The sequence below is a fragment of the Calothrix sp. NIES-3974 genome (assembly GCF_002368395.1).
Taxonomy (GTDB): domain Bacteria; phylum Cyanobacteriota; class Cyanobacteriia; order Cyanobacteriales; family Nostocaceae; genus NIES-3974.
In genome coordinates, this window is record NZ_AP018254.1 from 1,339,212 (window position 1) to 1,353,819 (window position 14,608).

The following is a 14,608-nucleotide window of genomic DNA, read 5'->3' on the forward strand; positions in this document are numbered from 1 at the left end:
CAGAGTCAATCTAGCCGATGAATGAATTTTCGGGATGAGGGGTGTGATACCCAATTAAAGTAACAGGGAAATATGATTATCGATTAAATTGGGAGTACCATCAGGTGCGATCGCACCATAGGCTTGAAAGTAGTTCTGGAGGTGGACAGGGGCTGTAAAGTCGGTAAATAGGGCATCTCCGTTGGCTATATTTGCCCAAAATTCCCGTAGAGAGGGTGCTAAGGCTTCCGCTTGGGAGATGGGTAGGTTCAGGGGAGGTAAGGTTAATAATTTGACGAGGAAGGGAAAACTGCGATCGCCCATCCATTTACGTGAATATGCTTGCAATCTGGGAAAATCTGGTGTCGATTCCACTCGGTAGGATTGCACCTGTAGCCAGTGACGACCATAGTTGTCTTGACGATATTCCATTACCCGGTAGGGATGGGGATAACTGACTAAGGAACCAGTGGTAATGTCATAAATTCCATCTTCATAGGCAATATCTTGCACGTGTAAGTGTCCAGTAAAAACTAGTTTGACACCGTAGCGCCGTAATATTTCTAACAATTGCGGTGCATTTTCCAGCATGTAACGCTGGGCCATGGGATGGCGGGCTTGATGGGGAATGTGTTCAATGATATTGTGGTGTATCATTAACAACACTAATTCATCTTTAACGGTCGCTAAGGTTGCTTCTAACCAGTGTAATTGTTCTGCATCCACCCGACCGATTTGTTGTCCCTGGTCGTTGAACATATTGGAGTTGAGAGCGATTAGGCGGACTCCTGATAATAGGGTGCGGGTGTAGTATAGATTTTGACTATCACCATAACCAAATTTACGATAATATTCCGGAAAATCACGGAAAGCAATCGATTGATTATTTGCTGTTAGGGTGGGAACGTCATGATTTCCGGGAATCACATAGGTAGGAAAGGGTAATTTACTCAGTCTTTTTTGCAGCCACAAATGGTTCTCAGGTTCTCCGTGTTGAGTTAAATCACCCGGTAACAGCAGAAAATCCAAATCCAATTGGGTCAGATGTTCAAACACACTTTCTAATGCGGGAATACTCACTTCCACTAAATGAAATCGGCTAGGATGATGCCAAATCGTTTCGGGAAGGGCTATATGCAGGTCACTAACGACAGCGAAGCGAAAATTCGGAGCCATTACATCAAGTTTTTTTATAATTTCGTTAATAAAGCCTTTTAAAAGTATATCGTTTATACAGTTTTTCGAGGAAAGATAGGGTAGGAGACAGGGGATAGTAATTATTTCGATGCTTTATGCTTTGCTCGAATGCACCCTACTATTTCTCAAGTTTCGGCAAAAATTTATCCGATAAATTAAGATATGTAACAATACCTGGTAGGGAATTCCTTGGGGGAAAATGGGAGAAAGTATTTTTTTTAGTGGGAGAGTTTAACTAATGGACACAAAAGCGTTTAAGCGATCGCTGCAACATTCCGAAAATTACCACCGTCGTGGTTTTGGTCATCAAGCGGAGGTCGCGACGCAGTTACAATCAGAGTATCAAAGTGGTTTAATACAGCAAATTCGCGATCGCAATTATACGTTAACCATCGGTGATGTGACGATTCGTCTGGCTGAGGCTTTCGGTTTTTGTTGGGGTGTGGAAAGGGCTGTGGCCATGGCCTATGAGACCCGTAAGCATTTTCCCACAGAACAGATTTGGATTACCAACGAAATTATCCATAATCCTTCGGTGAACCAAAGATTACGGGAAATGGATGTGAAATTTATCCCTGTACAAGCTGGAGAAAAGGATTTTTCGGGAATTAGTCAGGGTGATGTGGTGATTTTACCCGCTTTTGGTGCTAGCGTCCAGGAAATGCAACTGCTAAATGATTTGGGTTGTAAAATTGTGGATACGACCTGTCCCTGGGTATCGAAGGTTTGGAATACGGTGGAAAAGCATAAAAAAGGCGATTATACTTCGATTATTCATGGTAAATATAATCACGAGGAAACGATTGCGACTAGTTCCTTTGCGGGTAAATATTTAATTGTGTTGAATATGGCTCAAGCCGAGTATGTGGCCAATTATATTCTCAATGGCGGGGATAAGGGTGAATTTATGGAAAAATTCGGCAAAGCTTGTTCTACGGGATTTGACCCCGATGTGGACTTGGAACGGTTAGGAATTGCCAATCAAACCACCATGCTGAAGGGGGAAACGGAGTTGATTGGTAAGCTGTTTGAGCGGACAATGATGCAAAAGTATGGACCACAATCCATCAACGAGCACTTTCAAAGTTTTAATACCATTTGTGATGCTACCCAAGAACGACAAGATGCCATGTTTGAGTTGGTGGAACAAAAGCTGGATTTGATGTTGGTGGTGGGTGGATTTAATTCTTCCAATACGGCCCATCTCCAGGAAATTGCGGAAGAAAAAGGTATTCCCTCTTACCATATTGATTCCGTGGAGCGGATTAAATCAGAACGGCAAATTGAACACCGTTTATTAGATGGTAGTTTACACATCACAGAAAATTGGCTACCTAGCGGAAAAATTACCCTGGGAGTAACTTCCGGAGCTTCCACCCCCGATAAAGTGGTAGAAGATGCGATCGCCAAAATTTTGGAATTGAAATCTGCTACTGCTGTTGTTTAAGGGAAATTTTGCATCCCGTTTACCAGGGATTGTAAATCCCCGGCTAATAGGGTTAAATACATGTAGCGTTTTCTCGTAGATTAGTCCATTTTCAGGACTACAAACTAAGTAAAACCCTTATCTTGTCACCATTGGAAGGTATTTTATTCGCAAACAGTGCTTTCCACATAGGTGTATAGAGATGAAAAAACCTTGCATCTGTAAGCAAAAGTGGAATTATTGGCTATTAATTTGGCTATTAATAATTTGCCAATTTCCCTCGCACCTATGCTCCGCGTGGGTGCGGAACCTACGAGGTTCCGACCTCGTGAATGAATGAAGGCAGAGCCTTCGTTGACTGAGTAACCACGCAGAGCATAGTCACTAGATAATTCGTAATTTGTAATACCCGCTACGCGGGAAGCAAGCTACGTAATAGCCCGCGGCAACGCTTTGCGTACGTAATTAAAAATTAATAATTTGCCAATTTCCCTCGCACCTATGCTCCGCGTGGGTGCGGAACCTACGAGGTTCCGACCTCGTGAATGAAGGCAGAGCCTTCGTTGACTGAGTGACCACGCAGATCATAGTCACTAGATATAATAGTCACTAGATATATATGATAAAGTTGTGACTAAATTAATACTCGGTTTATTTCCGCCAAACTGTACTAGGAAAAGTCAACATTCTAAATAATCCAAAATCTCAAATCCAAAATTATTTCAATTCAGAAAAGTTTTCATTTGACTAATGAGGTGGTCAAAATAGGGTGCGAGAACTGCTTGTTGTCTATCTTCACACCTTTGTAAACTTGCTGTTTTAATTCCTTCCAAACCAACAATCATCGCATCTAGGGGTACTTGCAATTCCTGGTATAATTGTTTCATATAATCAAGTCCAACGGGACTGGTATAAACAGTGTGTTGTCCTGCGATACCATAGGTGATACAGCGCAAAAAATGCCAAAAATCTCGCCAACAAGCATCTGCGCGGGATGGTGGGTATAAACCGCCACCTGGTTCTGTGATATTTGGGAATTGTTGAAGGACATGACCGCGAGCTTGATCAACAATTTCGGTGACGCGATCGCGCAACATCTGGACAACCGGGATATATTCACTGTGACTGGGGACAGTGGTTTGGAGAAAAGACAATTCCTCGTCATTTAGGTAACGACGTTGATCATCCGCATTTTGAAAAATGGCGATCGCATCAGGGGGGTGGGTACTATCCCAAGTCGCAAAGCTGACGATTCGCGCTTTGGCAATTAATTCTTTAACTTTTTCGCTTAGTTGGGTCATCGGTCGAGTTATGCTCAGATAGTGGGGAATTGGGAGTAGGCAAAAGTAATACTAATTTGAAACGAGAATGGGACAGATTGATGTTGACAAGTCTCAATATCCTGGATGTGTTGCAAACGTTTTGGGAATTGCGATAAAAGGGGTATAAAAGGTATTCTATTGCTTGGCTGCGTGCAAATGAAATGTGGACGCAACAGCAACAAGACGAGTAGCCGAACCTAACTATTTAATAACACTTTACACCGAAATAGTTCTAATTCCCTATTCCCAACTCACCAATGTAACAAAATAAATGTAACAAAATAATGGAACTTGAATCAATCAAATCAAACCTTCACCATCCAGACTTTCAATACCGTCTCAAAGCGATCGCCGCATTGAAAAATTATTCCCCGGAAATTGCTGTTCCCCTACTACAAACCAAAATCCATGACCCGGAATTTTTAGTACGTTCCTTTGTCGCGATGGCTTTTGGCAAACAACAAACAGCCGAATCCTTTGCGTCTTTGTTGGAGATGATTCGCTTCGATGATACACCGAATGTGCGTGCAGAAGCAGCTAACTCCCTTTCCCTATTTGGAGCGATCGCAATTTCCCATTTAGTGAGTACCTTTTATCAAGACGACCATTGGTTAGTGCGTCGGAGCATCCTTGCAGCTTTAACAGAAATGGACTGTCCCGACGAATTATTTGATATTTGTCAGCAAGCGATCGCCCATACAGACGAAGATGAAACCGTCCAGGAATCTGCTGTAGACGCTTTAGCGACCTTAGCTAATTCCCAAATTCAGGAACAAGTGTTGAATCAATTACTTGATTTAGTCAATCATCCCTCAGAAAGAATTCGTATCCGTGTTGCCTATGCACTCAAATTATTTGAACAGGAGACAGCCAAAGCAGCCTTGCAAAAATTGCGTCAAGACCCCGACCACCAAGTCGTCGGTGCAGCACTGGAAAATTTGCTACCATCTTAGCTGGAAAGGGAGTGGGGAATAGCAGAAAAGTCAACCCACAAATCAAGGCTTATCACTTCCTTGCTCAAAATGCAGAACCTTAACAGTAAATACGTAAATGTTAATTTTAGATTTACAATCCCTGTTGGACGAGAGCGTAGTCGAGTAGCTGAAGAAATAAAGCGGTTAAATTTATTTTTAGCTTCCCCAAGGTGCAAGATGTCGGCAAAAGGCTCACTCCTGCTCCCAGTTCCCAATTTATCTTGTTGCTAAACGCAGGGTAAATTGAGTTTCCCCATTTCCACTGGTGACAGCAATAGTTGCACCTAATAGCTCCACCATTTTTTTGACTAAAGCCAAACCTAAACCAGTTCCCCCATATTGCCAAGGGTCGTTATTGGGAATGCGGTAAAACTGGTCAAAAATACGCTCCTGTTCTGGGGGAGGTATTTCTATTCCCGAATTGCTAATTGTCATCAGAATCTGCTCCTGTTCCACTTGAGTAGAAATTGTAATTTTCTCCCCTGCGGGAGTATATTTACAGGCGTTGGTGAGTAATTCAGTGACAATTCGTTCTAAAATAGAGTTATCTGTGTACAATAGGGGTAATTCCGTAGGTATATTTAGTACTAGTTCCTGTTGTTGGTTTTGAATTCTTTCGAGAAAATTTTGGGCAATTTCTGGTATCCAAACTTGTAAATTAATCCATTCCCAGTTTCGATTGCCAACCTTGGCATCGAGATAACAAAGTGTTAATAAATCATCGACTAGGCGATTGTAGCGCTGACAATTACGGTAGAATATATCTACAACTCTCGTGAATTTTGGGGAACGATAGGAAATCCCTTCCATTTGCAACATTTTTTCAATGGTTTGAATTGATAGTTGCATGGTACTTAAGGGGGAACGGAGTTCGTGGGAAATACTTTTAAGAAAATTATCTTTGACTTGATTGAGTTTTTCCAACTCCTTGACCTGTTGCTGGGAAGCTTCGTATAAGCGAGCTTGACGAATGGCGATCGCGCACTGATTGGCTACCTGTTGAGCAAGGTGTATTTCCATCTCTGCAAAGACTTCCCCTTGGTCTTTGAGCAACCATAAAGTACCCAGATAACGGTTAATGCCGTGATTTTCGATAATTGGACAGCCAAGACGGGTATATTTTTGTTGATTTGGTAGTAATTGTAAGCTGATATCAACAAATTGTATGGGTTTTTGCTGGGATAACTGCTGCTGTAACTCCGGAAAATCTGCGAGATTGCGATCGCTGTTTTTCAGTCCAGATGTATCAGGTCGATATACAAAGGCAATCTTGGCAATCTGTTGGCTTTCATCATGTAATTCAATTTGACAACTATCAATTTGTAAAACTCGATAGAGTTCCTCGGTTGCAGTTTGTAAAATTTGATTTTCATCTAAACTATCACAGATTTTTTCCGTGATTCGACGCACTAAACCTTCAAAATCAACAGCTTGTTGTAATAAAAAAGTCTTCTCCCATAATCGCTTTTCTATCTGCTTGCGTACTTCAATTTCTGCTTCCAGTTTTTGATTATGTAATTTCAAATTCTGACGCATTTTTTGCAAGCTCAAATGGGTTTGAATTCTAGCTAGAAGTTCCTGTTTTTCAATGGGTTTAGTGACATAATCCACACCCCCTAATTCAAAGCCTTTTAATTTATTTTCCGTTTCCGAAAGTGCAGTCAAAAAAATAATAGGAATACTACTAGTTGATGGTTTTGCTTGCAAACGCTGACAAACTTCAAATCCATCCATTCCCGGCATCAAAATATCTAATAAAATTAAATCTGGACGATTAGACTCAACTATTTGCAGCGCATTTTCACCATTTTGCACTGCCAAAACTCTGTAACCTGCTTCCTCTAAAAAGGTAAACAATACCCGTAAATTACTAGGGTAATCATCAACGATTAAAATTGTTTCAGTAGCATCAACTTCTAACCCAGCAGCTTCAGAGTTCATTTTTTACATCGTATCGTCTAAGATAAAATTATAAATTCCTCCTTCAATATATCAATAAATCGCCGAAAACTTAATTTTTTTTACAATTCTGGTTTCCTCAGCGGGTAGGGACTACCGGGAAGGTCTTCTCTAGAAGGCGGGATTTCAACTAGCTTGCAAGTACTGACGCAAAAAATCCTGTAACTGATTTACCTGAAAAGCATCAGCGAAATTACGTACCTGTTGACAGAATAAATGGTATTGGCTATCCAAACTTTCTAAATAGTTAACCTGTTGTAAAATACGACGAATGTCACCCTGGATAGCTAATTGTAAAAGGGTATTTAGTTCTTCTGATTTAGGAGCAATAATCGGTTGGGAAATAGATGTAAAAGTTTCATCTGACAAGTTATTTCTTAATTCATCCGCAAATAGATTAATTGAAGTATCTTGAAATATCCATTCGATATTTAAGTGGGTTTTGACTAAATCTAGTAGCTGTTGAAATTGAATTGGTTTAGGAATAAATGCATGACAACCAGCTTTTATATATAATGATTCCTCCTGTAGACTACTACTAGCAGAAGTAGCAATAATAACTGTTTTTTGTAGTTGGGGATGATGACGAATAGTATGGACAATATCTATACCTTTAATTCCCGGCATTAACCAATCTAAAATAATCAAGTCTGGCTGGTTTTCTTCAGCCTTTTTAATTACCATTTCACCCCTATCTGCTTCTAACACTTCAAACCCTAAAGAAGTAAGTAAATTGACAGCGAACTTGCGATTACTATCGTGGTCATCTGCAACCAAAATTTTGCGTCTTTCTCCAGCATAGGCAATAATTTGTTGTTGATTAATAGCATAGCTTGATTCACTGTAGTTGGAGACCTCCGGTAAATCTAAATCAAACCAAAACACACTTCCTTGATGGGGAGTACTCCTAACTTGGATTTCTCCTCCCATTTGTCGGATAATATTTTGACTAATGGTTAATCCTAAACCTGTTCCTTCATTGAGGGATTGATGATTATCTAGCTTTAACTGGTGGAAGGGGAGGAAAATTTCTGTAATTTTATCCTCCGGAATACCAATACCAGTATCTTCAATTTGAAAGCGAATTTTATTGCTGCGAATAGAAGATATCGCATCACCAGAGTCTGGTTGATTTTGAAAGTCTTCAACATAACCTACCCGCAGGGACACGCAACCTTGAAACGTGAATTTAATCGCATTACTCAGCAGGTTTAACAACACCTGTCTTAATCTGGTTTCATCACAATGAATTGCTACTGGTAAGGTGGATACTTTCTCATATTTTAACTGTATCTGTTTCTGTTCAGCGCGAATGCGGATAATGGCAATTAAATTATCCAGAAAATTAGCAAATTGAAAATCATTGGTGTGAAGTTCCAGTTTACCCGCTTCAATTTTGGCAAGATACAAAATATCATTAATTAGTGTCAGTAAATGTTGTCCAGAACGATGGATAATTTCAATTCCTTGGCGTTGTTCATTGATACTTAAATCAGCTTTAGTTTGCAAAATTTGTGTAAACCCTAAAATCGCATTTAAAGGAGTTCGTAATTCATGGCTAATATGGGCGATAAAAGCACTTTTAGCTTGGTTTGCCGCTTCAGCTGCTTCCTTAGCCTGAGCGAGTTCTGCGGTGCGTTCGCTGACTCGTTTTTCCAAGTCTTCATTTGCTAAACGTAATGCGGCTTCTACCTTCAATAAACGTTGTTGAACCTGCTTGATTTCATCAATATCAACAAAGGTTAAAACAATTCCATCCAGGGTTTGATCTTCCTGTAAATAGGGGTTTACCCTCATCAGTAAATTAAAGCCACTACTGACTACTTGTACTTCTTGATCTAGGGGAAATTTAGTTGTAATTACCTGTTGTAATAATCCTAGCAGATCATCACAATTGAGATTATGGGTAATATGTCGTAGTGGTCTACCGATATCAGCATCAACTAAGTTTATCGCAATTGTTGCCGCAGGAGTAAACTTACGAATTTTTAACTCTTTATCGAGGAAGACAACACCAATATCCGTGCTGCGCAATAAATTATCAATATCGTTATTGAGTTCAGTTAATTCTTCGATTTTCGACTGATACTCTGCATTCACAGTGTAAAGTTCTTCATTCACCGAATGTAGTTCTTCGTTGGTACTTTGTAACTCTTCATTAGAAGCAGTTAACTCTTCATTAGTCGCTTGTTGTTCTTCATTGGTGGTTTCTAATTCTTCAATGACTGCTTGGAGATTTTCACGAGTTTGTTGCAGTTCGTATTCTAATTCAATAATCCGTTGGGACGCTTCCGAATCTGCTTGAAAATTCTCTACAGGTAAACTCAAGGGTTGGGTATCTTGTTGAATAATGACGATAAAAAAATCCCCTGCTAATTTATTATTCTCGTGATAACTCACTTTCAAACTAACTGTTAAACCCGGATGATGCTGGGTCAAGTTAATGCCTGAATAAGCGACCGGACGGTGTTCCCGTTTAGCACGATGTAAAGCAGTAATTAGAGGTAGCTGTAAAGCCGGAATAATCAATTTTGCCACATCCTTACTGGTTCTACCCGTCGAGAATTTCAGGATATCTAAGGAATTATTAAAGACGTGAAACAGTTGGTTATCTTTATCGACCAATAAACAGGTAGCATTTTGTTCTGCTAAAAATTCACTAAAAACATCATCTAAAATCGGCTCTAAGCGCGACTCTTGAATCACCTGTTTGGGTTTGAGTCTAGTTGGTAAGTAACGAGGGTTTTTATCGAGGCTTTTGCTAGTGATTGGTAGACGGATATCTCGACGCTTACAATATATTTTGGCCTTTTTATTCAAAGTTGTAAATTCGTCTTCAATTTCTCCTAAAGTTTCCGCTTCTCCTAAAAATAATATGCCCTGACTTGTCAGAGAAAAGTGTAAATTGCGCAGAACCTGTTGTTGCAATTCCGGTTGCATATAAATCAACACATTCCGACAATTAATCATATTCATGCGTGTAAAACCAGCATCTTTGGTCAAATCGTGGGGTGCAAATAACAGCTTTTCCCGCAGTTTCCTAATCACTTGATAGGATTGCTCTTTGCGAATGAAATATTTTTGTAATCTTTCTGGATGCACGTCGTTAATTATTGTTTCCGGATATATGCCTTGAGTTGCTTTTTCTAAAGCTTCTTTATCAATATCGGTGGCAAAAATCTTAAATTTGACACTGGGATTGAGATTCTCCACCGCTTCATCGACTAAAATTGCCAGGGAATAGGCTTCTTCTCCCGTTGCACATGCTGTCACCCAAAACCGTAATTCGTCCCCTGGTTTTGCTTCCATAATCATGGAGGGAATCACACTGTTTTCCAGATATTTCCATGCTTCTGGGTCGCGAAAAAATTGGGTGACACTAATTAATAAATCATGGCGTAATGTATTTCTTTCTTCCCCAGAAACTTCTAGTAAATGGATATAATCTTCCAAATTATTACAACCACTAATTAAACAACGACGATGGATTCTCCGCGATAGGGTGCTAGTTTTATAGTGAGAGAAATCTGTATGCTCGTACTTCGCCAAAATACTGGCAATTCTTTGTAACTTTAACGAATCCGAATTACGTAAACGGTGCTTGTGAGCTTGCTGATTCTCAATTGGTGATCGCATTAATTGACTAACTGCTTGGGCTAACTCCTGGGGGGATAAAACCCGATCCACTACCCCTGTCGCGATCGCAGTTCGTGGCATTCCGTCAAATTCCGCCGTTGCTGGGTCTTGTACCATTGTAAACCCTCCCGCTTCATTGATCGCCCGTAACCCTTTTGTACCGTCGCTACCCGTACCCGATAAAATCACCCCAATCGCTCTTTCCGCAAAGTTTTTGGCTAGGGATTCCAAAAATATATCAATGGGAAAATTCAATCCATGACGATTTCTTTCTTCCTGCTCCAGCAATCGTAAACAATTATTTTCTAAAATTAAGTTTTTACCCGGTGAAATTAAATAAATCGAATTAGGTTCCAACTCCATTCGATCCGTCACCCGATAAATCGCCATTCGGGTCTTCCGTCCCAGCAATTCTTTCATCAAACTTTTAAAATCCGGTGATAGGTGCTGAATCACCACAAATGCAGCACCACTATCCACAGGCATATTTTCAAAAAACTCTTCTAAAGCACGCAATCCCCCCGCAGAAGCCCCAACTCCAACTACAAACAGATTATCAGCTTTGTGATGAGGATTTGTCATTTCATCGGACTTATTTGTCATACCAAAAAAATCAATAATTAAATCTTAAAATATTATTAAAAAAATACATATAAATGATTTAGTTTCTGAATTATTCTAATCCCTATTACTGGGAAAAATCGAATTTGTTATAAATTAATTTGTAATCAACACCATTGATAATATCAGTGAACAAAAATGCGATAATACCTAAGGGAGTTGGGGGAATAGGGAGTCGGAAGTGGGAAAAAATCACTTTCATCATCGAAGAAACTTCTCTCAGGTTAAGCTTTTCGAGGGATTAACAACTGTCAGATTGCGTTACCAGCAGACCTCGCTTTTTAGTTTCTTTTACGAGTGTTGAGGGGAGAAAACCCCCTTATTAAACCCCTCTCAAGAGAAACTGCGCTACGCACATCTTTCCTGGGTTTCTCAGGAGTAAGTTGTAAGCCTTGAGTAACGGATTGATTTTCCTTCTACTCTCTACTCCCTACTCCTCGTAAGTTTTACAGTTATGTGGGAAATGCGGGGGGTACGGTTATCGTCACCCAAACCAGGGCACATACTAGGGTCATAAAGTAACCAGACGCGTTAAATTAATGAAAGAGGTAGCGAATAATCCTGTCGATAGCTAAACAATCACAGACAAACATCATTAACTCCCAGATGCTTTTGAATCGACCAAACTTATAGAAATAAAAACTTTTTCAAAAATTTTCCTAGGTGAGTGCGTTATGAGCAAAAAACTCAAACAAATTTTCCAACCCCTATTTAAAACCCTTCTCATCCTCTCTCTCGTGTTAGGAATAACACTAGGTCACATGGACAGTGCTGCCGCCGCACGCACCGGAGGACGGATTGGTGGAGGCTCTTTCCGCGCACCCTCCTCTCGCACCTATGCTCCGCGAACCTACGCACCTGGTGGTGGTGGATATTACGCTCCGGCTCCCGGTGGTTTTGGTTTTCCTTTCTTAATCCCGTTCTTCGGCTTTGGTGGATTTAGCGGTATCCTTGGCTTGTTCGTAATGATTGCGATCGCTAATTTCCTGTTGCGGACATTCCGCAGTATCGGTAATGGTGAGGATGATGGGGAAATGAGCTATACCGCTAATCCCAGTGTTTCCGTCAACCGTCTCCAGGTCGGCTTACTAGCCAATGCTCGCTCCTTACAGCCAGAGTTAAACCGGATTGCCGAATTTGCCGATACCGAAACCAGTCAAGGACGTACCCAAATCCTCCAGGAAGTTAGTTTAGCTCTTCTCCGTCATCCCGAATACTGGGTATACGCGGCAACTAATAACCAACAAGTTAAACTCAATACCGCAGAAGCCGAATTTAACCGTTTGTCCCTAGCCGAACGCAGTAAGTTTACTCAGGAAACCCTGACAAACGTCCACAACCAACTGAATGCAGCTGCCAATAACCAAGCTCTCCCAGGTGACAGTGATGGTGCGATCGCCACTGCACCAGGAGAATACATAGTTGTGACAATTATTACTGCAAACTTGGGTAAATATACCCTTCCGGCAATTAACAGTAGTGAAGATTTACAAGCAGCACTGAAACAAATTGGTAGTCTCGGTAGCGATAATTTACTTGCAGTAGAAGTAATTTGGACACCACAAGCAGAAGGTGACACCCTAACATCCGATGATTTGTTAGCCAACTACGCTGATTTGAAATTGGTGTAAATTAGACTTCGCAGGTTGAGATATTTTCCTTGGGGTTTGTTGACAGTTGATAGATGACAGTAGAGACGTAGCAACACTACGTCTCATTGTTTTTGTCGGTGTAAAACTAACTAGGGATTGATAGCAGTTGATCAATCCCTAGTTATTATTATTCTGGTTAACAGTTAACGGGTAAGACAAAAAAACATCAAAACTTGTATCCCCGTCCTAACCAATAATACCAATCTGCAAGAGCTTCCATAGTTTCCTCATCTGTTTCCAAAACCTGAAGCTCACTCAACTTAGCGGTAAACACATCTTCATCCGAACCATCAACTTCAACCACCTCAACAACCATATCTCGCAAACATTCTTCCTCCGTAGCCATTCCCAAAACTTCCACCACTTTTTCTTTGGGTGTTGTTCCCTTACGACCTTTCTTGGTCCATTTGGCATTAAAAGGGAAATTTAAACACTCATCTAAATAATAGTACCAGCCCATTGCCCGGTCTTCTTTATCCATCGCATCAACGATGATTTCGTTTTTAATCCGGTTTTCACGAACTTCATCCAACTCCATATCTGACATGATCAACCCCTACAATCGACGGCTGGAATTTGAATTTACGCTCAATATTACCCAAGGGCGCATAAATACTCAACCCCATCGGGAGCAAAATTCATGTTTATTTCCACCAGTTTACCCTACCATCTCCTATACCCTCTCTTCAGTCCTACTATTTATTTCAGAACAACCGTCATCTATAACCTGAAATCAGAACCCATGAAAGTGGTTTTTCCCCACTCCCTACACCCTATTTTCTAGGGAGTCTTCCATGTCCTACAGACATCACTAAGCAAGATAATAGTTTTTAACTTTGTATTCCCTGTTTACAGGTGAGCATTTCTACTATCCATAGATAAATATCGATAATATTTTCATCATCAATAGACTAAATGCGCACACGCTTAGACAAGTGTCACTGAAATCAAACAATGTCTCAGTAGAAATATATACAATTAAATTGTCAATAATTAAGTTATTTAGTAAGTACAAATTATGCAACAACCCACACGTGATAGTAATGCTTGGATTATTCAAACTTGGGCTGCATTTGTAATTTCTATATCCATGACAACTATTGGGATTATTAATTTACCCGTAGACAATTGGGTGAAAGGATTCATGGGAATGGGAACAGCCTTTTCCATTGGTTCCACATTTACCTTGTCAAAAACAATGCGTGATTTACATGAATCACGTAAATTAATTGCTCGTATCGATGAAGCGAAAGTCGAACGTTTGCTATCGCAGCATGATTCCAGTTTTTGATTCAAGAGTAGCCTTCATGTAGGCTACTCTCTACCACCCATTTCCAAAAAAACGATTTTTAAAACATCCTCTAAGCCATAAATCAGCAATTTTCCTATTGGGCTGATTTTCACAAGTTTTTTTACACTTTAATGTATCTCGTATTTACTGTATATTTTTATTTTAATTAAAATTAACAGAAAACGCAAAATAAATTAATATACACATGGTCAAAATTGCACTTATCATTACCAAAGAGATGGGTCTAACACAATTGCTGTTTGAACCCAGAATCTCCGCGCTTTAGGGCGGGGAGTATGTCAACAATTACCGCTCATAAATTTATATATTATCATCTAAAAAAAGGTGATATTAATAACTCAGTAAAATTAGCGCGGTGAAATACTACCAATCCACCGTACTAAGATTGAAAGCTAATGCTTGAAGAGACGTAGTATTGCGACTGTTCTACTGTCACCTGTCAAATGTCAATAAACAAAAAGGTAAATATCCTCGATAGGTCACGAACACCTAAAAGTTTTAGGAGTAGGGAACAGGGAGTGAAGAATAGA

At 40.1% G+C, this 14,608-nt stretch carries 9 protein-coding genes; 4 read left to right on the forward strand and 5 right to left on the reverse strand.

What is annotated here, in order from left to right:
* Window positions 1-54 precede the first annotated feature (54 nt).
* Window positions 55-1,155, reverse strand: a complete 1,101-nt coding sequence (locus CDC37_RS05200; RefSeq protein WP_096620796.1) for a metallophosphoesterase family protein — start codon at window positions 1,153-1,155, stop codon at window positions 55-57.
* A gap of 259 nt (window positions 1,156-1,414) precedes the next feature.
* On the opposite strand from CDC37_RS05200, the gene CDC37_RS05205 reads away from it, so the two are divergent.
* Complete coding sequence (locus tag CDC37_RS05205; RefSeq protein WP_096620797.1) at window positions 1,415-2,623, forward strand: 4-hydroxy-3-methylbut-2-enyl diphosphate reductase; 1,209 nt, start codon at window positions 1,415-1,417, stop codon at window positions 2,621-2,623.
* Window positions 2,624-3,324: 701 nt separating this feature from the next.
* Here CDC37_RS05205 and CDC37_RS05210 read toward each other — a convergent pair.
* Window positions 3,325-3,903: a phycobilisome protein gene (locus CDC37_RS05210; RefSeq protein WP_096620798.1), complete on the reverse strand. Its 579-nt coding sequence runs from the start codon at window positions 3,901-3,903 to the stop codon at window positions 3,325-3,327.
* A gap of 305 nt (window positions 3,904-4,208) precedes the next feature.
* Between CDC37_RS05210 and CDC37_RS05215 the strand changes: the two genes are divergently transcribed.
* Window positions 4,209-4,877: a HEAT repeat domain-containing protein gene (locus tag CDC37_RS05215; protein ID WP_096620799.1), complete on the forward strand. Its 669-nt coding sequence runs from the start codon at window positions 4,209-4,211 to the stop codon at window positions 4,875-4,877.
* Window positions 4,878-5,114: 237 nt separating this feature from the next.
* Here the strand turns inward: CDC37_RS05215 and CDC37_RS05220 are convergent, their stop codons facing one another.
* Both CDC37_RS05220 and CDC37_RS05225 read right to left on the reverse strand, forming a co-directional pair.
* Window positions 5,115-6,839 carry a hybrid sensor histidine kinase/response regulator gene (locus CDC37_RS05220; protein WP_096620800.1) on the reverse strand — a complete coding sequence of 575 codons (1,725 nt, stop codon included), beginning with the start codon at window positions 6,837-6,839 and terminating at the stop codon, window positions 5,115-5,117.
* A gap of 144 nt (window positions 6,840-6,983) precedes the next feature.
* Window positions 6,984-11,096, reverse strand: a complete 4,113-nt coding sequence (locus tag CDC37_RS05225) for a chemotaxis protein CheB (protein WP_231943227.1) — start codon at window positions 11,094-11,096, stop codon at window positions 6,984-6,986.
* A gap of 692 nt (window positions 11,097-11,788) precedes the next feature.
* On the opposite strand from CDC37_RS05225, the gene CDC37_RS05230 reads away from it, so the two are divergent.
* Window positions 11,789-12,745 (forward strand): DUF1517 domain-containing protein, encoded by a 957-nt coding sequence (locus CDC37_RS05230; protein WP_096620802.1) that lies wholly within the window; start codon window positions 11,789-11,791, stop codon window positions 12,743-12,745.
* Between the two features lie 187 nt (window positions 12,746-12,932).
* Here CDC37_RS05230 and CDC37_RS05235 read toward each other — a convergent pair whose 3' ends face one another.
* On the reverse strand, window positions 12,933-13,313 hold the full coding sequence (locus CDC37_RS05235) for a calcium-binding protein (protein WP_096620803.1): 381 nt from the start codon (window positions 13,311-13,313) through the stop codon (window positions 12,933-12,935).
* Between the two features lie 471 nt (window positions 13,314-13,784).
* Between CDC37_RS05235 and CDC37_RS05240 the strand changes: the two genes are divergently transcribed.
* Window positions 13,785-14,057, forward strand: coding sequence for a YiaA/YiaB family inner membrane protein (locus CDC37_RS05240; protein ID WP_096620804.1), 273 nt, complete (start codon window positions 13,785-13,787; stop codon window positions 14,055-14,057).
* The last annotated feature ends 551 nt before the right edge of the window (window positions 14,058-14,608 follow it).